The 25,036-nt window shown below is 59.6% G+C and carries 22 protein-coding genes and 1 pseudogene; 8 read left to right on the top strand and 15 right to left on the bottom strand.

From position 1 onward, the window contains the following. Nucleotides 1–50: 50 nt before the first annotated feature. From K2W61_RS21415 to K2W61_RS21405, 3 genes are all read right to left on the bottom strand, one after another. On the bottom strand, nt 51–1,310 hold the full coding sequence (locus tag K2W61_RS21415; RefSeq protein WP_236756513.1) for an aminotransferase class I/II-fold pyridoxal phosphate-dependent enzyme: 1,260 nt from the start codon (nt 1,308–1,310) through the stop codon (nt 51–53). Then, nucleotides 1,307–1,987: an RraA family protein gene (locus K2W61_RS21410; RefSeq protein ID WP_054484281.1), complete on the bottom strand. Its 681-nt coding sequence runs from the start codon at nt 1,985–1,987 to the stop codon at nt 1,307–1,309. Before K2W61_RS21410 ends, K2W61_RS21415 begins: the two co-directional genes overlap by 4 nt. A gap of 119 nt (nt 1,988–2,106) precedes the next feature. Next, nucleotides 2,107–2,436: a hypothetical protein gene (locus tag K2W61_RS21405; protein WP_236756512.1), complete on the bottom strand. Its 330-nt coding sequence runs from the start codon at nt 2,434–2,436 to the stop codon at nt 2,107–2,109. Nucleotides 2,437–3,015: 579 nt separating this feature from the next. Between K2W61_RS21405 and K2W61_RS21400 the strand changes: the two genes are divergently transcribed. The 3 genes from K2W61_RS21400 (at nt 3,016) to K2W61_RS21390 (ending at nt 7,453) form a co-directional block, all read left to right on the top strand. After that, nucleotides 3,016–4,176, top strand: coding sequence for a PIN domain-containing protein (locus K2W61_RS21400; protein ID WP_236756511.1), 1,161 nt, complete (start codon nt 3,016–3,018; stop codon nt 4,174–4,176). 191 nt (nt 4,177–4,367) lie between these two features. Continuing rightward, nucleotides 4,368–5,672 carry an SIR2 family protein gene (locus K2W61_RS21395; protein WP_236756510.1) on the top strand — a complete coding sequence of 435 codons (1,305 nt, stop codon included), beginning with the start codon at nt 4,368–4,370 and terminating at the stop codon, nt 5,670–5,672. Then, on the top strand, nt 5,669–7,453 hold the full coding sequence (locus K2W61_RS21390; RefSeq protein ID WP_236756509.1) for an ATP-binding protein: 1,785 nt from the start codon (nt 5,669–5,671) through the stop codon (nt 7,451–7,453). The genes K2W61_RS21395 and K2W61_RS21390 overlap by 4 nt, the downstream gene beginning before the upstream one ends. Nucleotides 7,454–7,627: 174 nt before the next feature. On the opposite strand, the pseudogene K2W61_RS27905 reads toward K2W61_RS21390, so the two are convergent. From K2W61_RS27905 to K2W61_RS21375, 4 genes and pseudogenes are all read right to left on the bottom strand, one after another. Next, nucleotides 7,628–7,765 (bottom strand): annotated as a pseudogene (locus K2W61_RS27905) (IS256 family transposase); the annotation flags it as partial. After that, nucleotides 7,698–8,537, bottom strand: coding sequence for a hypothetical protein (locus K2W61_RS21385; protein ID WP_236756508.1), 840 nt, complete (start codon nt 8,535–8,537; stop codon nt 7,698–7,700). The gene K2W61_RS21385 and the pseudogene K2W61_RS27905, both read right to left, overlap by 68 nt. Before the next feature lie 406 nt (nt 8,538–8,943). Continuing rightward, complete coding sequence (locus tag K2W61_RS21380; protein WP_236756507.1) at nt 8,944–9,747, bottom strand: hypothetical protein; 804 nt, start codon at nt 9,745–9,747, stop codon at nt 8,944–8,946. Nucleotides 9,748–10,202: 455 nt separating this feature from the next. After that, nucleotides 10,203–10,784, bottom strand: coding sequence for a TetR/AcrR family transcriptional regulator (locus K2W61_RS21375; protein WP_236756506.1), 582 nt, complete (start codon nt 10,782–10,784; stop codon nt 10,203–10,205). Between the two features lie 107 nt (nt 10,785–10,891). On the opposite strand from K2W61_RS21375, the gene fabF reads away from it, so the two are divergent. After that, nucleotides 10,892–12,163 carry a beta-ketoacyl-ACP synthase II gene (fabF, locus tag K2W61_RS21370; RefSeq protein ID WP_236756505.1) on the top strand — a complete coding sequence of 424 codons (1,272 nt, stop codon included), beginning with the start codon at nt 10,892–10,894 and terminating at the stop codon, nt 12,161–12,163. Nucleotides 12,164–12,229: 66 nt separating this feature from the next. Here fabF and K2W61_RS21365 read toward each other — a convergent pair whose 3' ends face one another. From K2W61_RS21365 to K2W61_RS21350, 4 genes are all read right to left on the bottom strand, one after another. Then, entirely contained in the window at nt 12,230–12,781 is a 552-nt protein-coding gene (locus K2W61_RS21365; protein WP_236756504.1) for a cytochrome b, read from the bottom strand. 25 nt (nt 12,782–12,806) lie between these two features. After that, a complete protein-coding gene (locus tag K2W61_RS21360) occupies nt 12,807–13,784 on the bottom strand; it encodes a cation diffusion facilitator family transporter (protein WP_236756503.1) in 978 nt (325 codons plus the stop codon). Nucleotides 13,785–13,873: 89 nt separating this feature from the next. Next, nucleotides 13,874–16,417 carry a cation-translocating P-type ATPase gene (locus K2W61_RS21355; protein ID WP_236756502.1) on the bottom strand — a complete coding sequence of 848 codons (2,544 nt, stop codon included), beginning with the start codon at nt 16,415–16,417 and terminating at the stop codon, nt 13,874–13,876. Nucleotides 16,418–16,429: 12 nt separating this feature from the next. After that, entirely contained in the window at nt 16,430–16,858 is a 429-nt protein-coding gene (locus K2W61_RS21350) for a universal stress protein (RefSeq protein ID WP_175139794.1), read from the bottom strand. Between the two features lie 434 nt (nt 16,859–17,292). On the opposite strand from K2W61_RS21350, the gene K2W61_RS21345 reads away from it, so the two are divergent. Together K2W61_RS21345 and K2W61_RS21340 are read left to right on the top strand one after the other, a co-directional pair. Next, nucleotides 17,293–17,982, top strand: a complete 690-nt coding sequence (locus tag K2W61_RS21345; RefSeq protein ID WP_236756501.1) for a phosphoribosyltransferase — start codon at nt 17,293–17,295, stop codon at nt 17,980–17,982. Nucleotides 17,983–18,005: 23 nt separating this feature from the next. Then, on the top strand, nt 18,006–19,367 hold the full coding sequence (locus tag K2W61_RS21340; RefSeq protein WP_236756500.1) for an erythromycin esterase family protein: 1,362 nt from the start codon (nt 18,006–18,008) through the stop codon (nt 19,365–19,367). Nucleotides 19,368–19,400: 33 nt separating this feature from the next. Here the strand turns inward: K2W61_RS21340 and K2W61_RS21335 are convergent, their stop codons facing one another. The 4 genes from K2W61_RS21335 to K2W61_RS21320 form a co-directional block, all read right to left on the bottom strand. Continuing rightward, a complete protein-coding gene (locus K2W61_RS21335; RefSeq protein ID WP_175139792.1) occupies nt 19,401–19,592 on the bottom strand; it encodes a hypothetical protein in 192 nt (63 codons plus the stop codon). A gap of 258 nt (nt 19,593–19,850) precedes the next feature. Beyond that, complete coding sequence (locus K2W61_RS21330; protein ID WP_236756499.1) at nt 19,851–20,420, bottom strand: cysteine hydrolase family protein; 570 nt, start codon at nt 20,418–20,420, stop codon at nt 19,851–19,853. A gap of 281 nt (nt 20,421–20,701) precedes the next feature. Beyond that, nucleotides 20,702–22,336, bottom strand: coding sequence for a methyl-accepting chemotaxis protein (locus K2W61_RS21325; protein WP_236756498.1), 1,635 nt, complete (start codon nt 22,334–22,336; stop codon nt 20,702–20,704). A 245-nt stretch (nt 22,337–22,581) separates the two neighbouring features. After that, entirely contained in the window at nt 22,582–23,571 is a 990-nt protein-coding gene (locus tag K2W61_RS21320) for a hypothetical protein (protein WP_236756497.1), read from the bottom strand. A 195-nt stretch (nt 23,572–23,766) separates the two neighbouring features. Here K2W61_RS21320 and K2W61_RS21315 point away from each other — a divergent pair, with 195 nt between their 5' ends. Further along, entirely contained in the window at nt 23,767–24,525 is a 759-nt protein-coding gene (locus K2W61_RS21315) for a hypothetical protein (protein ID WP_236756496.1), read from the top strand. A 10-nt stretch (nt 24,526–24,535) separates the two neighbouring features. After that, nucleotides 24,536–25,036: a hypothetical protein gene (locus tag K2W61_RS21310; RefSeq protein WP_236756495.1), complete on the top strand. Its 501-nt coding sequence runs from the start codon at nt 24,536–24,538 to the stop codon at nt 25,034–25,036.

The following is a 25,036-nucleotide window of genomic DNA, read 5'->3' as shown; positions in this document are numbered from 1 at the left end:
GTTTGAACGAAAAACGGAACCGGCCCGCTCACGGGCGGGCCGGGGAACAACTAAGCAAGCTTGGCGCAGGCCGCGCGAATCGCCGCGCAGCCCTGCCGGATATCGTCCAGCGAGGCCGCGAACGACAGGCGGAACGTGCCCGGCGCGCCATAGGCATGGCCGTCGATCACCGCCACCCCCGCCTCGCGCAGCAGGTAATGCGTCAGGTCGGTATCGCTGCGGATCTCGTCGCCGGCCGGCGTGCGCTTGCCCAGCAGCCCCGAGCAGTCCGGAAACACGTAGAACGCGCCCTGCGGCACCACGATCTCCAGCCCCGGCGTGCCCGACAGCTCGGCCACCGCCAGATCACGGCGCTCGCGGAACACCCGCGCGAACTCCGTCACGCAGTCCTGCGGCCCCGACAGCGCCTCCAGCGCCGCCGCCTGGCTCACCGACGATGCGCCCGACGTGCTCTGCGACTGCAGGATGGCCATGGCCCTGATCAGCTCGTCCGGACCCGCGCCATACCCGATGCGCCAGCCCGTCATGGCATAGGCCTTGGACACGCCATTGACCACCAGCGTGCGCGCCGCCAGCGCCGGCGCCACCTGCAACGGATGCACCGTCGGCGCGTCGGTGAAATTCAGGCGCGCATAGATATCGTCCGTCATCAGCCAGACGTGCGGATGGCGTTCCAGCACCGCAGTCAGCCCGCGCAGCTCGTCGGCAGTGTAGACCGAGCCGGTCGGATTGCTGGGCGCGTTCATCATCAGCCACTTGGTGCGCGGCGTGATGGCGCGCTCCAGCGCCTCGGGCGTCAGCTTGTAATCCGTGGCCGGCGTGGTCGGCACCGCCACCGGCACGCCGCCGTTGACCAGCACCATGTCCGGATACGACACCCAGAACGGCGCCGGAATCAGCACCTCGTCGCCGTCGTTCAGCGTCGCGGCCAGCCCGTTGAAAATCACCTGCTTGGCGCCCGTGCTGACGATGATGCGCGCCACCGGGTAATCGATGCCGGTCGCTTCCAGCAGATGCGCCCGCGCCGCCTTGCGCAGCGCCACCGTGCCCTGGGCCGGCGGATACTTGGTCTCGCCCCGGTTCATCGCCGCCGTGGCCGCCTGGCGGATATGCTCCGGCGTCGAGAAATCCGGCTCGCCGATCGTCAGGTCGATGATGCGCCGGCCCTGCTCGCGCAGCTCGGCGATGATGGCGCGCGCCGCCACGCTGGGCGACAGCTTGATGCGCTTGATGCGGTCGGCGACGATGCTGGTGGCTTGCGATGACTGGGTTTGCGCCTGGGTCGGGGTTTGCGTCGGGGTCTGGTTCACTTCACGACTCCCGTCTTCTCGGCCAGCGTCTTCTCCAGCCAGGGCTTGGTGTAAGTACCGGCGCGCAGCTTCTCCTTGGCCACCGCCTCGTCGGCTTCCTTCTTGGTCGCCAGCGCCAGCACGGCCGCGGCATGCTCGGCGGGAATCACCACCACGCCGTCGGCATCGCCGACCACCACGTCGCCCGGGTTGACCACCTGGCCGCCCACCGACACCGGCACATTGATCTCGCCCGGGCCGTCCTTGTACGGCCCCTTGTGCGACACCGCGCGCGCAAAGCAGCCGAACTGCCCCTGCGCGAACACATCCAGGTCACGCACCGCGCCGTCGATCACGAACCCGGCGATGCCGCGCCCCTGCGCGTCCATCATCATCAATTCGCCCACCAGCGCATTGCTGGTATCGCCAGCGCCATCGACCACGATCACATCGCCCGCGCCACCCAGCGAAATCGCCTTGTGGATCATCAGGTTATCGCCCGGCCGAGTCTTCACGGTCAGCGCCAGGCCAACCGTGCGCTGGTTGCCGGCATGCAGCGGACGCAGCCCGCTGACGCCGTACAGGCGGTTCATGCAATCGCTGATCTGGGCCGAGCCGATGGCGGCGAAACCGGCCAGCACGTCAGCGGCGACGGCCGGCGCGGTCCGGGGAAGAATGCGGTATCCGATGGGATTCATAGCGAGGAATTTTCTTGAAAGCGTGAACGGCATTAAGCGAACACGCATTACAAGGCCTCGCGGGGCGATCCTCAAAACGATATAAATTCCCGGTTATGTAGGAATTATTTTCGTGGATGTTATTGGATCGAGGAGGGAGCGTTGTGGGTGGGGGTGGGGGCTTCCCTTTCGTCGCCGGGTTGCAGGGCCTGGTCGAGCATGGCTTCGGTCAGGCTGCCGAGGTGCTCGCAGAGGCTTTCTACGCCGCCCATCAGGGCGGCGATTGCCCAGGGGTCTAGCGGTGGGGAGCCGGTGGCGTCGGGTTCGGACGCGCTGTTGCCGACCATGCGGGCGATGGTCTGGATGGCGTAGCGGGTGCGGTCTAGTTGGTGGAGGTGGGACAGCGAGACGGGGCCGGATTCGTGGTCGGTGTCGATTTGCCAGGGGTTTTGAGTGAGGGGGTGCAGCATGGGGGCTGCCTCCTATAGCGAGTGGAGAACCCGCCTCCCCGCTTCCAAACGGGGCGGGCGGGCACAAGACAGGGTTGGAAGACCGGAGCTATAGGACCCGGCGTGCGCAAGCGCACCCCCGCCCAGGCCCGCCCATAGGGACGTGCGTAGACGCTGGACATGAAAATGCCGCCTGAGCGGCGGCTGTCCCGCCTATAGCTTACCCGGCTTCCATTCCGGGACTACCGTTGGTGCGGTAGTGGGGGGAGTATACGGGAGGTGCAGCGGGTGGCGGGAGTGGAAGGGACAATTTGGCTACGCATGTAGCCTGTCCGTATTTTTGTGGGCGAGGCGTTTTAAAAGTTGTTATCTCCGCGCCGCAGGGAACCGTTCGCCCAACAGCGGCCGGTCGTCTCGGGTGCACTAGATCGTCGACAATCTGGCTAGAGTGCCGTCTCGCTCGAGACAACTGATACCATTGGCTGCACTAAAAGAAGAACGCCTCGTCCCGACGATATTGGAAGCACATGAGAGCAATCATGCTGGTGGTCTTGTTGTGAAGCCGCAGTAGAACAAAAAAAGGAATTATTAATGCCACAGATGCATCTGTTCATCGATACAAATGTGTTTCTTAACTACTACCGGCACACGGCTGACGACACGAGAGCTTTGGATCAACTTTGTAAACACGTCGAGGCTGGCGATATCGCGCTTCATCTCCCTTCGCAAGTCCGGGACGAGTGGATTCGTAATCGAGAGCGCGGATTGCATGAGTCCAACGAGTCGTTTCGCAAAGTTGTACCGCCAGGTTTGCCTAGGCACCTAGATGGGCTAGATTCAACAGCGAAATATCTGGAAGCGGTGACGGCGTTGATGACGGCTCGCGATCAGCTAATGATTGAGGCAAACAGCAAGGCATTGCAATTCGATCTGGCTGTCGATAAAAGCATCAACCAGGTGTTTTCGTCGGCAACCCTCTACGCTGACGATAATGCGGTATTCGAGTTGGCGAAGAGCCGAGCCGACAAGGGGAATCCGCCGGGAAAGCGAGATAGCTACGGTGACCAATACAATTGGGAAATCCTGCTTCAGCAGGTCCCGGACGAAGACCTCTATGTGGTCTCAAAGGATTCGGATTTTGCATCAGCGCTTGCGAAGCCCGACAAGAACGGCGCGATTTCTGCCCACGATTTCCTAAGACGCGAGTGGTCCGACAGGAAGAACAAGAAAAATCTGTATGTCTTTCAAACTATCGCCACACTGTTGAAATTTTATGAAAATGCAATCGCCGTTCCCGCTGCCGTGGGAGGAGTCGGTGCTTCAGTTCAATCATCCAACACCTCAACGGCGACTGGCTCGGTCTCGTCAGCAGTAATAGCCCAACAGACAGCAGAAGCGCAACCCGCAGTAGCAGCACCCGTCGCTCATCCGGTAGAGGACGCAGCGAAGAAGCAGGCACGAATTGGGGCGGTTAGCGCGTTGGTGAGCAGTTCGAACTTCCAACAGACCCATATCGCGATTGCTGATCTGATGAAGATTCGCGGTTCTTTGACCACAGAGGACGCGAACAAGCTCGCGAACGCAGCGCTCAACAACAAACAAATCGAATGGATTCTCACCGACTCAGATGTACGCGACTTTTATCTATGGCTGCTGGAGTCGTTTACGCAGACATTGGATCCTGGACTGTTTGATGCACTGGTTGACGCACTTGGATTGACTCCCGACCCCGAAGACGATGATCCTTGGGCTGATGCCTAATAGGTGCTTAGGATGTACGCTTCGCCGTTCCGCGATGTATTTGTTTACGATAGTGACCTTCATCTCGGCGTTTGGCGGATGGACTATTTAGCAAGGCAGGCCGCTTTCGGGGAAAGCGACAGACCGAAAGGGGTCGGATCCCGACCCTCCGTAGAAGCACACTGAATCTCCTCTACACGAAAGGAGATACCTTGTCCGCAGACAAGCTGGGCGCGCCTGTTGCAAGGATGAGAGCACCAGAAGACAAAAATGGGGAAGTCAATGTAGCCTTCTGCCTGCTCGAACGGAGCCGCCCATTAAATCTGATGGGAAGCTGTGGAAGCCGGAATTTCCACTTTGGAATAATAGGAGGAGAGATGTTTGAGTCAATCGAACCGCTGGACGCATACAACAAAAATATTAACATTCTCATTGGCTCAGGAGCTTCAGCCGACTTGTTCCCGACATTGGGCTTGGCAATCAAGAACGCCAAGGAGGAGTGGGAAACCGTGGAGACGCTTGCCACGAGGTACGAGAACAATCCTGACAAGAAGACCGCGCTCTTCATGCACTACTACAACATGTGCATCCTGCCCGTGCAGACCTTCAACCCCGCAAATGTCACAACGGCAAAAGGGAAAATTAATCTTGAAAACTACGAAGTTTTCTTGAAGACCTTGCTAGGCTTGCTTGACCGAAGAAAAGACCTGAACCGCAAAATCAATATTTTCACGACCAACTATGACGGATGTCTGGCTCATAGTGCCGACAACATCCTCATGAAGGGTTCGCATGATTTCGTGGTGAACGATGGAACATCAGGATTTCATTGCAAGCATCTTCATGCAAAAAACTTCAACACGTTCCAATGCCAGACCGGTATTTTTGAGCGGAGCAATTATGGAGTGCCTCAACTCAACATCATCCATCTGCATGGATCTGTGTATTGGTCAAAGAGTGGCGACAAAATTGAAGTCAAGTACAAAAATGACTTCAAGAACATCATCCACACGAAGACACTCGCAAAAATTGCGAAATTCTCAGACTACATCACAACTGAAGGGGGAGTCTCTTCCAAAGTTCCCTCAGTTAGTTTCACATCCGCTCAGCGAGGGAACTTCTGGCGCGGGTACAACAAGCTTCCAATCGTCAACCCGACCAAGTGGAAGTTTCATGAGACGGTGTTCGAGGAGCACTACTACCAGATGCTCAGATTCTTGAGCTATGAGCTTGAGAAGCCAAACTCCATCCTCATCAGCTTCGGGTTTTCGTTTGCCGATGAACACATCAGAAAGCTGGTCCAACGCTCACTGTCAAACCCACTGCTTCAGACTTTCATTTGCTGCTACAGCCAAAGCAGTGCTGAGAGCATGCGTGAGGAATTCAAGCTTTGGAGAAACGTGACCATCATCGGTCCGCCTGAGGGCGAGAAGCTGGACTTCACCAACTTCAACAAGTACATCTTCTCTCTGAAGGCCGAAAAGTACGAGGCTCCTGAAGATAAGGACGGTCTATGAGCATCGTCGTTGGCGAAGTCATTGCAGTCTCAGGAATCCGCATCTCACTACGCATCTTTGAAGACTCCAGCCAGGAGACGATCTTCTATGACGGTGTGAAGTACAGAGGCGTGTCGCTCAGGGAGCACATCTCCATTCAGCGCGGCTTCATTGACATCGTCTGTCTGGTAGAGGGCGAGTACCTCGATGAGCGCCGCATGGACGCTGATGCGGAGAAGACCCAGTACATCCGAAAAGTGGATGTGCGTCCCATCGGCTACATCGTAGATGACAAGTTCTTTGAGGGTGTGAAGTACATGCCCATGATCAGGGACAAGGCATCCCTACTCAGTGAGCGCATGGTCGGCAATATCTACGGGACTGAGGGGGCAACCAGCTTCTCCATTGGAGCTATGCTCAAGGAGAACGTGCCCATCAATCTGCCATGGACACGCATCTTCAACAGCCACCTTGGAATCTTTGGTAACACGGGCAGTGGCAAGTCAAACACACTGGCGAAGCTCTACACCACACTTTTCAATGAGAAGCTGGCTGGCCTAAAAAGCAAAAGCCAGTTTGTCATTATTGACTTCAACGGCGAATATGTTGAAGACCAAATCCTTCCTGCTAAACAGAAGAAAATAACGATTCTGGATTCCAAAAAGGCAAAGCACAAATTCAAGATTGAAGCCTCTCATTTTTGGGATGCTGAAACTTTAAGTCTTCTATTTCAAGCCACGACCAACACACAGCAACCGTTTCTGCGAAGAGTGCTGACAGGCAAAGAGCGGTTTAAAGATGTGCCACTTGAACGCTATATTGAAAAGACTTTGGAGAGAGCGTTTAGTTCTGGCGAACCAAAACCAGATGCACTTGAACTTGCCAGGGAGATTGCCAGAATTATTGATTGCGAAGAGCTTCAAAACCATTTGAAGGGCATCACATACAACGGCAAGAGCAAATACTTCAGAGCCGCTGAAGGCCACTATTATGATTCCGACAGCGGTGGCTTTGTTGAGTTCATGAAACCACTATTGGATGAGCACGTTGATGTCGATGACTTGGATCAGTTCACAGAGCTGATTCTCAGATGCTATCTGCAACTATGCTCAGATGTCGTCCTAGGTTATGCCCAATATGAGCACATCCAGCCGGTACTTTCCCGCGCCAAGTCATCCATCACAGCTCTACGCAATGTGCTTGAAATCGTAGATGAGCCACCTCCCCCACATTTTTTGCAAGTCATCTCTTTGAAGAAGTGCAAGAACGAAATTAAGAAAATCTTGCCTCTGCTAGTAGCCAAAAATTTCTACACGAGCCACAAGGACAATGAGAACCTAAAGAGCCCACCTACGAGGACATTGCACCTGATCATTGATGAGGCTCACAATATCCTCTCAGAGCAATCCACCCGCGAGCATGAAATCTGGAAGGACTACAGGCTTGAGCTGTTTGAGGAGATCATCAAGGAGGGGCGCAAGTACGGGGTCTACCTCACACTCTCCAGTCAGCGACCTGCCGACATCTCGCCTACCATTGTTTCGCAGATCCACAACTTCTTCATCCACCGGCTGGTGAACGAGCGTGACCTCATGCTGCTGGACAACACCATCAGCACCTTGGACTCCAACTCCAAGGCTCTCATCCCAACCTTGGCCAAGGGCTGCTGTGTCGTCACCGGGACGGCCTTCGAACTACCTATGATCTTGAAGATTGACCCACTGCTGAAGGTGCATCGCCCGAGCAGTGACGATGTGAACCTTGAAGAGCTTTGGGCACTACCTGACGAGGAGCTATGGTGAAACACTGAATCGACCAGAGTTTTGTCGATGGTTTTCAGGTGGTTTTGCAGTCATCTGCTCTTCGCCATTGATAAGTCTTCCAAGAAAAAGCTTGAAGGCCAGTTAGCGAGTTGTGCCTATCGAACTTCCGCTTTGGTTCGAGAGCGGACAGACAGGATTGACGCTTTCCGACCCTAACAGGTCTTGAACCTCGCTGGGCGTCATCGGTCCCTTGACCAGATGATCCAGCAGTTCGGCGGGGACTTCAGGCAGTGGCCCACGGGCCGCCGCCTGAGCGGCTGCTGTGCGTTTCTTCTTCATCGGCATATCCATGATCTTTAGTCCTCATGATATGCCCCGCACACAAAATTGCGGATAGGCTCCAGATGGCCTCACAGGCCAAGTACTCGCCAATAACAATTTTGATGCGGACGACGCCGCCATCATCAATAGCTTGAAACCTATAGCGCCCTTCCTGCACATCTACCCAATCGTTGAGAATCATATGAACAATACGCTCCTCGCCATGGGGATCTGCTAGTTTGATTTCTGCAACGCACAAACGCTGCATGCCCCTAGAGCCAATCTCTCCGTATGTCTGAACCATATGCGGAGCATTAAACTCTTCCAAGAATTGCTCATTAAGCAGCGCCATGGGCTGCCACCAGATTGACGTCGGCTCTTCGCGGCACTCTTGCTTTAATTCATAGGCAGCATGACACCTAGCCAGCTTTAGAAGAACGCGACGTACTCTCTCGTGCTCAACTTCAAATATGATTTTGTTGCCATCGCAAGTCTTAGATGCTTCAATGCACGCCCGTAGAGCGGGGGATCTCTCCAACAAGGTCGCAATGGTCGGCCGTCGGATTTTTACTGGCTCGGTCGAGCCAGCAATGACCGACTCAATAAGACATGCAACGTACTCTTCGTCTTTGGAGAACCCATTGTTGCAAGGATGACATGCGCCGACGACGGGAAGATTCTCCGGGTAGGGTTTGTCTAACAATACACGGGAAGGAACATGCTCGCGAGTGTTGTCTTGGGCCCCGCAGTAAATGCAGCCCAAGAGTAATCGTTCGTCAGCGTAGTCTCTTAACTGTTCCATCGCGAATTAGCTCTCGAAGTTGCCTAACTAAATTTGGACGATAGAGGATCGTTGTTCTTATAAAAATGAATCTATCCGCAATTCTGAGAGTGAGCAATCGCAAGCAAACTCTTTAGGCACACCTAAAAATTTCGGAATTGGAGCTTGTTGCAAGTAATCTAAAGAAAATGATGGAATGACTGCTCTTGGCCGAAGCCGGGCCTAGCTACTTGTGAGTGCAGTGCCGCAAAGCTGACCTTCGGGGCTGCACCCTAAGCGTCCGGTTTATGACACGGGCCGTAAACGAGTGCAGGCCGTCGCCAGTCGGCCAGTTAGTTGCCCTAGGTGGTACGAAGAAGCAGACATTCACAGTTCAAGCCAAGCCGCGAGTCGCGGCTGGCCTACGCGAAGCCCCTAGAGCGACCAGTCAGGCATCTTGCTTCCTAGAGGCGACGATTGAACTCTCCGTCTTGGCAACAACGTCATGAACCAATCGCTCGCTAAAGCCAGCAAGAAAGGAAATTGCTGCAAAGAAAAACTGGGCTTTGTCAGATTGAATCACGACAGGTAGCAGGCCAGAACTGATCACGGAAAAAAGGAAAAGTGCGAAGGCAGTCCCGACTATAGGCTTAAACAAACCAGTAAAAAACAGGATCGATGAGTCAGGCGTCTTGACCTTGGCCAAATCGTGAAGTCGAACCATGATGCTGACGATGCTACCGAGCGCCCCGAAAAATGAAACAAGGCCGAGCGTCTCAATTTTGACGCCAAATAATGTGTCGTACCGCGACAAAAATGGCAAGACGACCATCGAAAGTGGCAGTACGAAATACAACAAAACAGCAAGTCCGAGCACTACTCGTATAGCAGGAGATCCGTTGCGAATCGCGAGAGGTATTGGGCTGGTTCTCGCTCGAAGTCGCTCACTGAGACGCTTCAGAGTGGGCTGGGCCAGCCTGACTTTCGGGTCATCTGTTAGCAAGCAGTCAGCAATGAGCTGTGCTTGAGCATAAAGCACTAGGTCATCCACTTTCTCCAAAAGTGGAAGCAAATTGACAAGCCGTGCAAGATCTTGCTGAATATTCGGATCGATTGGCTTAGCGCAATGCATCCGGATACGCTCAGCCAGAGCAATCGAAGGACGAAGGCTCGGCATAGATTCAGATACTTCATTAACAACTTTTAGCACAATCTCGTCCTCGTCATTAAGCCCGCTGCCTGGCTTATACATACACTCCCTCTATCAGCTTCATTTAGTAACCAGTGTAACAGAATGACTTCGATGCAAGACTTGACCGTTTTGCTTTATGGCGAAAGTCTGAGAGGAGGCTCAGGGTCGATTGCAGTTCGACGCGAACGACTGCTAAAGGGCACCTCAGGTTTGTGGCGCCACCCCATCAAGTCTGCCGCTTGGCGACAGACTGCTCACAACCTATACCTGCCGGGCGTGGGCACGCGCCGGCTGGCAGCTTCTGGCCGACTGCGGGCTTCCATGGCCGTCTGCATAATCAACCTTGACATCAATTCTGTGGAGCCGCCGGGTTTTGCAGCCAAGAGCTTGAATTAGAGGGTGCGGCAACCGCCCCTCCCGGCCTAGTAATACCCCCCCTTGCAGTCGGAGATTGTGAACCGGTCCGAATAGCGCTGGCTCGGGCAAGTTGGGACTGAGCAACCACCAGAACAAAACTATCCGCCCAACCGCTCCCGCACGGTCACCAAAATTTCTTCGGAAAGCCCCGGGTTACCCGCCGCCGTGGCGCGGGCGAGGATCAATGCTCCAACCATGCTGCTCAGTGTCACGATGGCCTGCGCGCGCCTGGCCGGGTCATCCCCCTGAAGCTCGCCCATGAAGCGTTGAAAGTTGCGTTCCACGCCCTGCGCAAAGACCTCTGACATTTCCGGCCCTGCCCTGGCAACGTCTGCCGCCAATGCCGCAACAGGGCACCCCTCTCCGGGGTGATCGCGGTGGAACGTGGAAAGATAGCCGTACACCAGTGCGCGGAGTCCGCCCGCAGATGCGCCCTCCGCCTCCGGGGACTCCAACCCCACTTGCGGCGTAATCGTCCACTCAAACGCGCGCGTGCATGCCTCGCGAGCGAGGGCGTCCCGGGACTCGAAGTGCCGGTACAGCCCGCCATGGGTCAACCCTGCATCGCGGGTGATCTCGGCCAGGCCCACGCCATCCAGGCCCTTTTCTCGATAGAGGCGCGCGGCGGCGTCCACGATTCCTTCGCGGTTCTTGGCGGCCTGTGCTTTGCTGACTTTCATAGGTTAGATGATACCCCTCATCAAAATTGATTTATGATTATGCTCATAATCAATAACATCACACTCAGCCCATCGCAAGGGCTGGGTTCAATTGCGGAAGGTGCGGCATGGAACGTCGGGTAGTCATCACCGGTTTGGGCTTGGTGTCCCCTCTCGGATGCGATGTGGAGCTGGCCTGGCAACGCTTGCTGGCGGGCCAGTCCGGAATACGCGCCTTGGAGGCAGCGGTTGGCGAAGGCACCGGCGTTTCCATCGCGGGCCGGGTGCCAAGCCAGGAGGAGGATCCGCAAGCCGGATGGAGCGCCGAGGCCGTCATCCCGGCGAAAGAGCTACGCCGCATGGACCGCTTCATCGCATTTGCATTGGGCGCGGCGGATCAGGCCCTGGCGCACGCACAGTGGCGCCATCCGACCGCCGAGCAGCAGGAGCGCGCGGCAACCATCATCGGCTCCGGCGTGGGCGGTTTCAGCACCATTGTCGAAGCTGTGCGAACCACGGATGGCAAGGGGCCGCAGCGCTTGTCGCCTTTCACCGTGCCGACTTTCCTGGCCAATCTGGCGGCGGGACAGGTGTCGATCAGGCACCAGCTAAAGGGTCCGTTGGGAGCGCCGGTGACGGCCTGTGCCGCCAGCATCCAGGCCATTGGCGATGCGGCGCGCCTGATTCGGAATGACGAAGCCGACATGGCGCTCTGCGGCGGCAGCGAAGCCACCATCGACAGAGTGGCGTTAGGCAGCTTTGCGGCGGCCAAGGCGGTGAAGACCCATTGCGACAGCGCGCCCGCGAAGGCTTCCCGCCCGTTTGACCTGGCCCGGGACGGCTTTGTCATGGCCGAAGGCGCGGGACTCTTGGTGCTGGAGGCGCTGGATCATGCGTTGGCTCGCGGCGCCAAGCCGCTGGCGGAAGTCGTAGGCTACGGCACGTCCGCCGATGCCTATCATGTCACTTCCGGGCCGGAAGATGGTTCCGGCGCCGCCCGATCGATGCGCGCGGCGTTGCGGCAGGCACGGTTGCAACCCCATGACATTCAACACCTGAATGCGCACGCAACATCCACGCTTGTCGGTGACCGGGGAGAGCTGGCAGCCATTCGCCAAGTGTTTGGAGCAAGCTCCGGCCCCTCCATTACGGCCACGAAATCCGCCATCGGCCACATGCTGGGCGCCGCTGGCGCGGCCGCCGCGATTTTCACGATATTGGCCTTGCGTGACCAGATTGCGCCGCACGTGCTCAACCTGGAACATCCGGATCCGTTGGCCGACGGCCTGGACCTGATCGCTGGACGTGCGCGCGCTCATGCCATGGAGCATGCCATGCTCAACGGATTTGGCTTCGGTGGCGTCAATGCGTCGCTGGTCCTCAAGCGATTTTCAGCCTGAGCCCTGTCTCGCGGGCAGGCTCCCCTGCCCTGGAGCACGCCCGCCTCGCCCCAACCCCAAGACAGTTCAGCGCCGCCCCGGCAGCATCCGCACCAGCGTGTTGTCCCGAAAGACGTAATGGTGCAACAGCGCCGCGGCGGCATGCAGCCCCACCAGGAAATAGCCCACCGTGGCCAAGGTTTCATGCAGCTCCTTGACCTGGTCCGCCAGAGCCTTGTCCGGGCTGACCAGCGCCGGAACCTCCAGGCCGAACAACGGAATCGGCTTGCCCCCCGCGCTGAGCGTCAGCCACCCCAAAATCGGCGTGACGATCATGAACGCATACAACGCGTAATGCATCAGCCGTGAAAGCACATCCTGCCACCCCGGCATCGGCGGACGCACGCCAGGCGCCGGGCCCGAAGCCACCCGGATAACCCCCCGCAAAACCACCAGCCCGATCACGCACAGCCCGAGCGAGAAATGCAGGGCCTTGATGTTGTTGTACAGATCGGTGCCTTTGGTGGCCAGCCCACGCAATTCCATACAGGCGTAGACCAATGCCAGGACCACGAGCATGAGCCAGTGCATGGTGATCACCAGGCCTGCGTACTGAGTATCGGAGTTCTTGATTTTCATGTTTCTTCCTTGTCGTCAAAGCGCGCTACGGACAGCCTGGTTCGGTATTCGCCCTGCCCTCGGCGCCCTGCGTGGGCGCGTCGGGAGGTCTCCAGGGATCAACATGGGTCATCACGTTCAAGACACGATGCCGCTGCATGACGCGCTGGCGCGCTTGCACGGCGATCTTGTGGCCTTCCTCGACAGTCAGCCCGGCGTCGATTTCCAGGTGAGCGTCGACCACGATCATATCGCCCATTTTTCGGGTGCGAAGGTCGTGCACGCCTTGAATACCCGGGGTGTCCTGCAAGGTGCGCTGGATCGCGGCGGCTTCGCCTTCGTCGATGGCGCGGTCCAGCAGGTCGTGCAAGGCGTCCCAGCCAAAGCTCCAGCCCATGCGGGCCACCATGAAGCCCACGATGGCCGCGGCGATGGGGTCCAGTATCGGGTAGCCCAGCAGGTTGCCGATGATGCCCAGGCCCACCACCAGCGACGAGGCCGCGTCGGAGCGCGCGTGCCAGGCGTTGGCCACCAGCATGCTGGACTTCACGCGCTTGGCCACGGCCAGCATGTAGCGGAACAAGGCCTCTTTGATGACCAGGGCGCCACAGGCCACCCAGAGCGCGACCAGATGCACCTGCGGGATCGCGTCGGGCTGCTCCAGCTTGGTCACGGCGGACCACAGCATGCCGCCGCCGACGGCCAGCAACAAGACGCCCAGCGCCAGGGATGCCGCGGTCTCGTAGCGATAATGGCCGTAGGGGTGGTCCGCGTCGGCTGCTTTCTGGCCATGCCGGTTGGCCAGCAGCACGATGAAGTCGGCGATCAGATCGGAAGAGGAATGAATACCGTCCGCGATCAGGCCCTGGGACTTGGAGAAAATGCCGATGATGATCTGGGCGCTGGCGAGCACTACGTTCACGCCCACGCTGACCCAGGTGCTGCAGGCGGCGGCGGCGGCGCGTTCGGCCGGGCTGTGTTCATCGTCCTCCGGATCTTCCAGCGGAGGCGGAAAGGCGGTCATGGTTCGTGCTCCCGTTCTTGCAATCTAGCCTTGCGGCGTTCGGGCTGGAGCATAAGCACCGAAACCTGAACGAATGATGAACGTGGGCGTCAATTTCGCGGCGGCGCCGGACGGGAGGCACCGCAACGGATTTGCCTTGACTTGCGCCCTAGCGCCCATTTCACTGCCTCGAGCCACAGCAAGCCCAGCACGGTCAGCCCTGCCGCCGACAGGAGTATCCACGGCGTAGGCTGCTCGAACGCGAACAGGCGGCTCACCGGAGAGATGCCGAGCACGCAGGCCAGGAGCAGCACGGTGACCGCGCTGATCCAGGCGGCGTAGCGGTTACCGGCATCTCCCGTGCGCCAGGAGGGGCGCGTCAGGTTGCGATTGGCGTAGATGAGTCCCAGGTTGGCAAGCACCAGTACCGTGAACACCATGGCGCGGGCCATGTCTTCAGAATTTGCCGCCACTCGCGCGCCGGCATACAGGGCCAACAGTAGAACCAGCAGGCCGCACCCCTGCCACAAGCCACGGGTCAGTATGGCGCGGTCGAACAGGCGGGCGTCCGCGCGGCGCGGCGGCTCGGACATGGCATTCGCTTCCAGCGGCTCGGCCTCAAAAACAATCGCGCAGGCGGGATCGATGATGAGCTGCAGAAAGAGGATGTGCACCGGCATCAGCAGCATGGGCCAGCCCAGCAATACCGGCACCAGCGACAGGCCCACGATGGGCACGTGCACGGCCACCCCGAACACAATGGCCTTGCGCAGATTGGCGAACACGCGACGGCCATGGCGCACCGCGGTGACGATGGAGGCAAAGTCGTCGTTCATCAGCACCAGATCGGCCGCCTCGCGCGCCACCTCGGTGCCGCGCGCGCCCATGGCGATGCCGATGTGAGCCGCCTTGAGGGCGGGCGCGTCGTTCACGCCATCGCCGGTCATGGCGACGATGTCTCCGCGCGCGCGAAAGGCTTGCACCAGGCGCAGCTTCTGCGCGGGCTGCAGGCGGCAGAACACCTGGGTGGCGGACAAGCGCTCCCGCAGGGCGGCGTCGCCAAGGCTCGCCAGTTCTTGGCCGGTCATCGGCGGGGCGTTGGTGTCCAGGCCAGCCTGACGGGCGATGGCGACGGCAGTGGCCGGATGGTCTCCGGTCATCATCACCACCCGGATACCGGCTGCCTGGCAGGAGGCGATGGCGCTTGGCACATCGGGGCGCAGCGGATCTTCCAGCCCCACCAGGCCGAGAAAGACGAAGTCGAAATCGTGTTGGCTGGCCGGTAGCGGCGGGGCGGCGAACACGGCGCGGGCCATCCCCAGCACGCGTATTCCATCGGCGGCCATGGCCGCCACCTGCCGGGCGATGCGCGCGCGATCGGCGGCGGGAAGATGGCATAGGTCGACGACGGCTTCGGGCGCGCCCTTGGCGGCGATCACATAGGCCCGCTGGTCGGGCGACTGCCAGACGCGCGACATGGCGAGCATGGCGGGCGACAAGGGGTAGTCCTCGACCAGGCTCCAGTCGACGTGCAGATGCTCGGTGCGGGCCAGTAGCCGCGCGCCGGCGCCGACAATGGCGACCTCCATCGGGTCGCTGGCGTGGCGGTGGGTGGCCAGGACGGCGTATTCCAACACGCCGTGCAGCGCCTCGGGCAGCGGCGCCGCGCCGTCTCGCAGGCTGTCGTAGAGCGCGCTGCCCGACTGGAGCCGCCGAACCGCCATGCGATTGGTCGTGAGGGTTCCGGTCTTGTCAACGCACAGTACGGTGGCGGCGCCCAGCAACTCCACGGCGGGGATGCTGCGGGCCAACACCTTCTGGCGCGACAAGCGCCATGCGCCCAGGCTGAGAAACAAGGTCAGAATGACCAACAACTCTTCCGGAAGGATGGCCATGGCCAGCGTCAATCCCGCCAGCATTCCGCCCAGCCAATCGCCACGCAATAGACCGTGCGCCAATGCCAGCGCCACCGCCAGCGCGAGTCCCAACGCGGTTACGTTTCTGACGACACGCCGGGTTTCGCGCTGGATGGGGGTGATATCAATGGCGATGCCCTGTAGCGACTGGCTGATACGGCCCAGCGCGCTATGCATGCCCGTGGCCACGACGCGGCCCTGCCCGCCGCCCTGCGTGACAAGGGTGCCGGCGTATGCCAGGACGGCCGCGTCAGCGCCCGCCTGTTTGCGCACCGGCACCGATTCGCCGGTAAGCAGCGATTCGTCCAGAGCCAGATTGGCGGTGCTGATGAGTTCCAGGTCGGCGGGCACGCGGTCACCCTCGGCCAGCAGCACAACGTCGCCGCGCACAAGCTCGCGAGCGGGGATTCTCTGGTTCTGGCCGCCCCGCCTGACGAGCGCCTGCGGGCTGGATAGATCGCGCAGCGTCTCCAGCGAGCGCTCGGTGCGACGTTGTTGCGCGAAGGTAATGCTCATCACGACAAACACAAACCCCAGCAGCATCAACGCCTCTTGCCGGTCGCCCAGCGCCAGATAGAGCGCGCCGCAGGCCACCAACAGCAAAAACATGGGTTCCGCCACCACATCGCGCGCCAGCCGCAATACGCTCCGCCGCCGCGAAGTCGGGAGCGCGTTCGGGCCGTCAAGCGCCAGGCGCTGCCGCGCCTGCGCCGGGCTCAGGCCATCGATGTCGTCCATGTCCAGGGCGGTTCACTTCACCAGGAGGACTGGCTGGCGGGCCGCTGCCAGCACGCGTTGCGCGACCGAGCCGATCAGCAGGTCGGCGATGGCCCCGCGGCCTTTGGAGCCCAGCACCACCAGATCGAATTTTCCCTTGCCCGCACAGTCGAGAATTTCCTTGGCCACATGGCCGGTCCGCTCGACCATGTCATGCCTGATGCCGGCCGCTTCAAGTAACTTGCGGGCGGGCTTGAGTTCCTTTTCACAGACCTCGCGCAGATAATCGGCCACTGCTGCCTTGCCGACAAAGGACTTTGCGTGGTTCAGGCCAGTATCGTCGTGCACGCAGATCAACGTGATGCTGTGCGGGCCCGATTGCAGGCCGGCCACCAGTTTTGCCGCGTACTTGACCGCATGCAAGGAGAATTTCGAGCCATCGACGGCAACGAGGATTTTCATCAGGGCCTCTTTGGGGGAGTGTGGGATTCTTCCAGCTTGGCGCATCCGCGGCGGGGATTATTGATGCGGGTCAAGCACATAGGGCATTGCCGTGCTTCGCGTGGCGTCGACGCGGGGATCGAATTCCAAGGCCACCAGGACATGGCGGCGACGTTCCTCGTCTTTCATGATGGGGTTCCAATCGCTAAAGCATGAAATCCACGTCGCCCCATCGCATGACGGTCGCTGTCCGTTGCGGCAAGGCACGTCGATTGTGTGCCTGCGCTTCGTTCGAGGATTGACTTTGGTCAATCCGGACCTGACCCAAGGTTTTACGCTGAGGGAACTTGGCGGGCCAGATCCAGGCCGGGACCGGCGATGCGCGCCCGTCTCGTACGCAGCGGTCAGCGATGGCGCGCCTGGCGTCTTCAGGAAGCAACGATGGAGGTTCATGGATGGACACTCCTTTCAAGAATCGAAAAGAGGCTGGCGTGCTGCTGGCCAGGCGGCTGATGGGATATGCGGGGCGCACCGACGTCATCGTGCTGGCGCTGCCCCGTGGGGGAGTGCCGGTGGGTTTCCAGATTGCCGCCGCGCTGAATGTTCCGCTGGACGTTGTGCTGGTGCGCAAGCTCGGGATGCCGGGGCATGCCGAATGCGCCATCGGCGCGATCAGCAACGATCAGTCTGAACTGCAGACCGAGGTCGTCGCGGCGTACGGGATTCCCACGAAAGAGATCGAGGCAATCGCCTCGTGCGAGCGAAGGGAACTGATGCGCCGTGACGCGTTGTACCGGGCGGGGCGGCCACCGCTGCGTCTGTGCGGAAAAACGGTGATTCTCGTGGATGACGGCCTGGCGACCGGTTCGACGATGCGTGTGGCGGTGCGGACCGTGCGGATGGCGAAGCCGGCAAAGATTGTGGTCGCCGTTCCGGTTTCCGCCGCGCAGCCGCACGAGGAACTGGCGCTTGAGGCTGACGAAATGATCTGCTTGAGCACGCCCGCGCCTTTTTACGGCGTGGGGCAGAGGTACCTGGACTTTGAGCAGACCACGGACGACGAGGTAATCAGTCTCTTGCAAGAAGCCGCGCGCACCCATCCGCTGTCCGCATGGATAGCGTCGCCCGCGCCGAGTCACGGTTGATGGTTCTTGGCCCAAGGCAGCTTATGGAAATGACCACTGATGCGCATCTGCCCTCGCCTGCCCGGGCGATTGCCGCGTCCGCGCTTGCGCTGACGGGAAGCTCGCGCGACTACGACTCCGTTCTGGAGAAGATCGGCGACGCGCGCTTTGTGCTGATCGGCGAAGCCAGTCACGGAACGCACGAGTTCTATGAAGAACGCGCGCGGCTGACGCAACGGCTGATCGCGGAAAAGCGCTTCTCTGCCGTAGCGGTCGAGGCCGATTGGCCGGATGCGTATCGGGTCAATCGATACGTTCGCGGTCAGGGAGAAGACACCACCGGCGATCAGGCCTTGGCGAGTTTCAAGCGCTTTCCGACCTGGATGTGGCGCAATACCCCGGTGGTTCGTTTCATCGAGTGGCTGCGTGACTACAACGACTCGGTGTCACCCCTGACCGAGCAGGTTGGATTCTATGGCCTGGATCTGTACAGCCTGTTTACGTCGATCGCGGAAGTGCTGCGGTATCTCGATCATGTCGACCCCGAATCGGCCCGCCATGCGCGTGAGCGCTACGCTTGTTTTGATCATTTCGATCGCAACAGCGAACGCTATGGATATTTGACGGGCCATGGTTTGTCGGCCTCATGCCAGGGCGCCGTCATCGCGCAGATGCGTGAACTGAACACGCGTGCCGCGCAATATCTGAAAAACGATGGATACGAGTCAAGCGATGCGCTGTTCTGTGCGCAGCAAAATGCGCGCTTGATCACGAATGCCGAAGCGTACTACCGCACCATGTTCGATCGGCGCGTGTCTTCCTGGAACCTGCGGGACCGCCATATGGCACAGACCCTGGATGCCCTCGCCCGCCATCTGCCACGGACGGGGGACGGCGGGCCGGCCAAGATTGTCGTCTGGGAACACAATTCGCATGTGGGCGATGCGCGCGCGACGGACGTCGGACAGGCGGGAGAGTGGACGGTAGGCCAATTGGCGCGCGAGCGTTACGGCGCCGAGACTTTCCTGGTGGGACTGACCACCTATCAGGGAAGCGTTACCGCCGCGGACGACTGGGATTCGCCGGCAGAGCGCAAGCGGGTGCTGCCGGCCCTGCCTGGCAGCTACGAGGCAGCGTTGCATGAGACGGGCATCGACCGATTCGTCGTGTCGTTCAAGGGCGACCGGAGCCTGACGCACGCGCTGTCCCGGCGTCGGCTGGAACGTGCCATCGGCGTCATCTATCGGCCGCAGACAGAACGGCAAAGCCATTATTTCCATGCTTGCCTACCGCAACAATTCGACTGCGTCATCCATTTCGACCGGACCCGCGCCGTCGAGCCGCTGGAGTGGGGGGACACTTGGACGCTGGGAGAGGCGCCAGAGACTTTCCCGCGCGGGCTGTAGCGCCGTGAACGCAAAGCCAATGGGGTCCGGGCCCTACGTTGCGCTCATCTCCTTCTCTTTCTCTTTCTCCTTCTTCATCTTTTCCTTGTCTTTTTTGGCGCCTTCGTGATGCGACTTGATCGCCAGAAACATGCCCGTGCCCAACACGAGGATCTTGAACGTACCGAAGATTACAGGGACCCAAAAATTCATCATTTCCTCAAAACGCTGCTGCGGCAGCTGCATTTACTGCGCGCGGGCCAGGCAAAGCCAAACGGGCGGTGGCCGTGAGACCACCGCATCAGCCTGGTTCAGGGCGGTGAGCGCCCTGCTCCCTACAGGTGTGGAATTCTAACGCCCAATCCATACAAACTCTTGAATGATTCTATATGTATGGATTTTTTCGCTTATAAAAGTAGATAAACTCCATACATTGAGCTCGCGCGGCGAAGGGCCACGGCTCAAACCAGGCATGGCGCGCCGTCCAGCGGCATCCCGCTGCCTTCAGCCCAGGGCGTTCAACAGCGCCTCCGCGGTAACGACGGTGCAATATTCGCCGTCCAGGTTGGCGAGCGACATGGCGTGGATATCCTCGGCGCTTCGCGGTGTCCCATGCCAGTCGGTCCGAGCGAACGTGAAACAACCGTCAGCCACCAGCCAGGCCTGCAAGCCAAGGTTGCCGGCCATGCGGACCGTTGCCTCGACTGAGTTGTTCGTGATGGCTCCCGCCACGACCAAGGCGTCGTGGCCATGGTCGCGAAGCGTCTTTTCCAGGTCGGTGCCGATAAACGCGCTGTTCGTCTGCTTGGGAATGATCCATTCCCCCTCGATGGGCGCTGTTTCCGGCTTGAATGCATGTCCTGGCTGGCCCGGCCGATAGTGGGACGTGGCATCGGTAGAGTCATGCCGGACGTGCCAGACCGGCCAGCCCTGGGCGCGCCAATGGGTCAGGAGCCGAGCCACTTGGCGCTCGGCGCCGGGATTGTTCCGCTCGCCCCAACTGGGATGGTCGATCGCGCACTGCAGGTCAATCAGCAGAAGGACGGCACCGCGTGGGGGAAGTGGAGAGCGCATGGAGACGGGCCGGAGATTTTCGAATCGATGGGCGGGTCGAGACGGGGCAGAAATGGCGAGCGAAGCCGACTATACCGCATGGCCGCCACGGCCACCGCGCAACGTTTTCGGGCGTGTCCAACGGCTGGCGAGAAGTCCAGGGGGAGTCATTGGACGCGCCCGCGGGGCAGCCCTGCCCCGCCGACTCTTGGGCCTGGTTAGGCCAATGGTTTACGTTCGCGATTGTCCGTCGCGCGGCGCGCGCGCAACGGCCCATGCATCATGGGCCATTGCGCAGGTGCTCAGGTCAATACCAGCGCGCCGCGCTCGCCTGGCTGGGCGCTCACGGCCTCGCGTCGCGCGGCATCCTCGCTCAAGCGGAACACGCCGACCGCATTCACCAAGGCATGCGCCTGGTCCTGCATCGAGCCCGCCGCGGCCGCGGCTTCTTCGACCAGCGCGGCATTCTGCTGGGTCACTTCGTCCATCTGCGACACCGCGCGGTTGACCTGCTCGATGCCGGAGGCCTGTTCTTGCGATGCCGCGGCGATCTCGCCCATGATGTCCGTCACGCGCTTCACCGAGGCGACCACCTCTTGCATGGTGGTGCCTGCGTTTTCCGCGTGGTCAGCACCTTCGGCCACTTTGCTCACGGACGCTTCGATCAGCGTCTTGACCTCGCGCGCAGCCTGCGCGCTGCGTTGCGCCAATGACCGCACCTCGCCCGCGACCACCGCAAAGCCCTTGCCCTGCTCGCCCGCCCGGGCCGCTTCCACCGCGGCGTTCAGCGCCAGGATGTTGGTCTGGAACGCAATGCCATCGATGACCGAAACGATCTCGGAAATCTTGCGCGAGCTGGCGGAAATATCGCCCATCGTACTGACCACCGCCGACACGACGGCGCCGCCGCGCTGGGCGACTTCGGAAGCGCTTGCCGCCAATTGATTGGCCTGGCGCGCGTTGTCGGCATTTTGCTTGACGGTCGAGGCCAGTTCTTCCATCGAGGCGGCGGTTTCTTCCAGTGACGCGGCCTGCTCTTCGGTGCGGCTGGACAGATCCGTGTTGCCGGCCGCAATCTGCCCCGCTGCGCTGGATATGGTTTCGGACCCGGCGCGAATAGTGCGAACCGCGCCGGCCAGCTTGTCCTGCATATCATGCAGCGCGAGCAGCAGTCGGCCGGTCTCGTCCCGGGTGTCAGCGTGGATGGGTTGCCCCAGGTCGCCACGCGCCACGGTCTCCGCCACCGTCACTGCCTGGGCCAGCGGCGCCGTAATCGACTTGGTCACCCGCCACGCGAACAGGCCGCCCAGCACGATAGCCACGCCCGACAGGACCAAATTCATCGTGCCCGCGTTGTCGATAACCCGCTGGCTGGCGGCGCTGGCGTCCACCATCTCGTCAGATTGAATCCGGGAAATTTCGCTGACGCGGTCTTGCAGGATATCCAGAAGCGGAAGGGTCTCCTCCAGCAAGCGTTGGCGAGCGGCATCGCGCTCACCACGCTTGAGGAGCGCGCCCACGCCCTGGAACGACTTCACATAGCGACCGCGCACGTCTTCCAACAACCGCAACTTCTGGCGTTCATCTTCGGTACGGAACAACGGCCGCAGGGTTTCCAGCGCCTGGTCGATCGCCTTTCGGTTGGTGTCGATGCGAGCGAACAGCGCTTCAGCGGTGCGGGGATCAGTATTGACGATCAGTTCGAGGTTCGCGCGCGCATTGGCGCGCGTCGTCACGTCAATGATGTTGATGGCGTTCGCCTTGGCCCACGTCTGTTCTGTGATCGCCTGGTTGATGCCGCCGATGTGGGTCAGTTCATACTGCGCCAGGCCAGCGAGCGCCAATAACAGCGCAAGTACGGTGCCGAAGCCCAGGGTCAGCCGGGTGCCAATGGATGAGTTGCGGAATAAGTTGCTGATCGTTAAACGGGAGCGCATGAATTTGTACTATGACAAAGGGAAAACCCTAGTATAGGTTTCATGACACATATAGCAACGAATTTGTAATGAGAATTTGCGATTTCGCATAGCGGGCCGGAATTTTATCTGGCAGACGCCTCTGTCGAAATTCCAAGGAGGTCAAATGACGGGCAGCTTTCGACCCGTTACTGCCGGTCAAGGCGCTAGATTTGAAAGGGCCGGTATTAGTGCCGAGCGGTCGCCCGGTAAGTCCAAGAACCCGTTCAGAACGGCAAATCGTCATCGATGCTGGCTTTCGGCAAAGCTCCGGGGGGCAGCGGAAGGTTCGTCACCACGAATAGGTTCAGGATGTCTTCACGGTCCATAAACATCACCTGACTGCGTTTAGTCGCGTCCAGCTTATTGCCGAGCCAGTTCCTAGCTTGCTTGGTGATCTCACCGCCAGCGACAATGAAGGCATGGTCGACGAGCACGCGTTTGCCGATCTCCGGGTCGAATACTTCGTGTCCGAGCATCATCACGACTTGGTTGTAAATCTCGGCAATATTGGCGTTCTCGCCTTTGGACACGCCCGAAGCGTCGAGCTTGCCCTTCTTCGCTTGAATCCCGAAATACAGCACGTGATGCGTGGGCAGGATGTATTTCATCCAGACGTCCTTGCCGTACTCAAGCGCTTTGTCCTTGTGACCTGCAGCGGTGATGCGATGGAAGCCGAGCTGGCGAAACAGAGGCAGCAGAACTTCCTCGATCAGCTCATCCTCTGAGGCCTTGTCCAGATACGTGACCAATTGCTCGCGCCGTGCCAGTTCGGCGGCCGAGAACGGCCTGTGGGGATTGGCCCGTGGCGTCGCGATCGTGTTGGTCGCAACATGGCGGAGATAGCATTTCTTGTCATCAGCGTAAAACGGCTCGAAACCCTCTCTGGCCAACGCCGCGGCCAACATGGCCATGGCGCGCGAACGGTCGTACCCCTCATTCTGGGCGTCCGATTGGTCCATGAGCCGTTCAATGACGCGGGCGAATGTATCTGGGGGCGTGTTCGGGCCCGGCTGAGGTTCAGCCAGGATCGAACGCAGCGTCTCCGCAACCCACGCTTGACGCGTCGAGCCGTCGTGGACATAGTCGGTGTCGCAGTCCATGAAGAATTCGGTGAGGCGACTGCTGCTGCGATACACGAACAACGATTCGTCCGAGACGAAGTTGCCGCAGATCATATCGGCGACCTGCATGAGGGTGCGCTGCTTGAACTGCATCTTCTTGTCCTTTTCTGGCTGGCTACGCAGCTATTAACTTTCGTCCGGGATGACAGGATTATCATGCAAATGGCTTCCAGCACAAGGCCGTATCTACCAGCCTGCGGCCAGACCTGTATGTGTCAGACACGACAATATCGTGTTGACCGGCCGATGCACCTTATATTGCGGGGAGAAACCGGTCAATGGTGAGCGGTGAAGATCCAATCGAATGGAGATTTGATGGAGCCTTGTGCGTACAGCAAACTGGAGCTTTCTCTCGACCGGTGGCAGGAATGCCATTGGCACCTACACCAGATGGAAGCCAATTATCACGAGCCCGAGCCGTTCCGCTACTCGCTGAACTCCTTCATTCGTGCCGTCAAAGAAGTGCCGCTAAAGCTGCAAAACGATCTGCAGAGACATCCGGAGACCAGGGCCAGGATTAAAACGCTGCAAGATACCGTTTTTGCAAACGACTTATTCAGCATGCTCGGGAAACAGCGCGATTTCATTGTCCACCATGGCGCGCTAAACCTGAAAAGCCGCGGCCAGATCGGAACGACCGAGGGGAGCAAAATCAAAATAAGTTTCCCTTTTGCCGTTCACCCGTGGGAGACGTCGATCGAAGCCTATGAGCGGTACAAGGAAATGTGCCGGGCGAACAAGGTCCTGCGCGGTCTTGGACCGGATTGTGACTCCGCGCCTGCTCTCTGGCGCACGTGGATAATCCCGCAGTTTCACGATAGGGATTTGCTCGATGTCGCGTTCGAAGCATGGACGTTGCTCGGCGAACTCCTATCCGGCGCCGTTGAGGCCTTCGGCGGGGAAAAACTCGACCTCAGCATGCCGTGCAGGCATGACCCCGAACTTGTCCGCATCAAGCGCTTCAGTCAGCAGGAATTTTTCATGAGCGTCGACGGTATCGATCCCGAAGCGGAAGAACGGAAATGGCGGGCGCGGAAAGCGCAGTAGGGGCGATGCCATGGACCGTGACATACTCATCGCGCACCTGACGACCGCGCTCCGCGCCATAACTGCGCCTCGTTTCTACGAAACCGAACGGGGATTTCAGGGCGAACTTTTGGTCGGGCTGCAGCGGGTGATTCCGGAGGGCTTTCTGCCAGCTCGGGTCATAATTGAACAGGAGTATCAGAAGCGGCTCCGTGTGCACGGGCTCACCACCCGGCCAGATATCATCATTCATGAACCCTTTGACCCGAGCCGACACCGGTCACGCCGGGACGGGAATGTCGCCGTCATGGAGCTTAAACGTGCAGCAACGGCTGAAAAGGCTGCTGCCGACATAGAGAGCTTGATGAAAATGATGGAAGTTCTTGAATACCCGCTGGCGATCTTTGTCAATATCGCGTCCGAAGTCACACACGCAGATGTCGTACCGGCCGAATGGCGGGAGCGGATTATCTGTTTTGCCGTGAACCTGCGGAATGGTGAGGCACACGTAGTCCGATCCGACATGGTTTGA

This window comes from Achromobacter pulmonis (assembly GCF_021733725.1).
GTDB classification, from domain to species: domain Bacteria; phylum Pseudomonadota; class Gammaproteobacteria; order Burkholderiales; family Burkholderiaceae_B; genus Achromobacter; species Achromobacter pulmonis.
The sequence above is the reverse complement of the archived record's forward strand: the minus strand, read 5'-3'. Positions and strand labels throughout refer to the sequence as shown.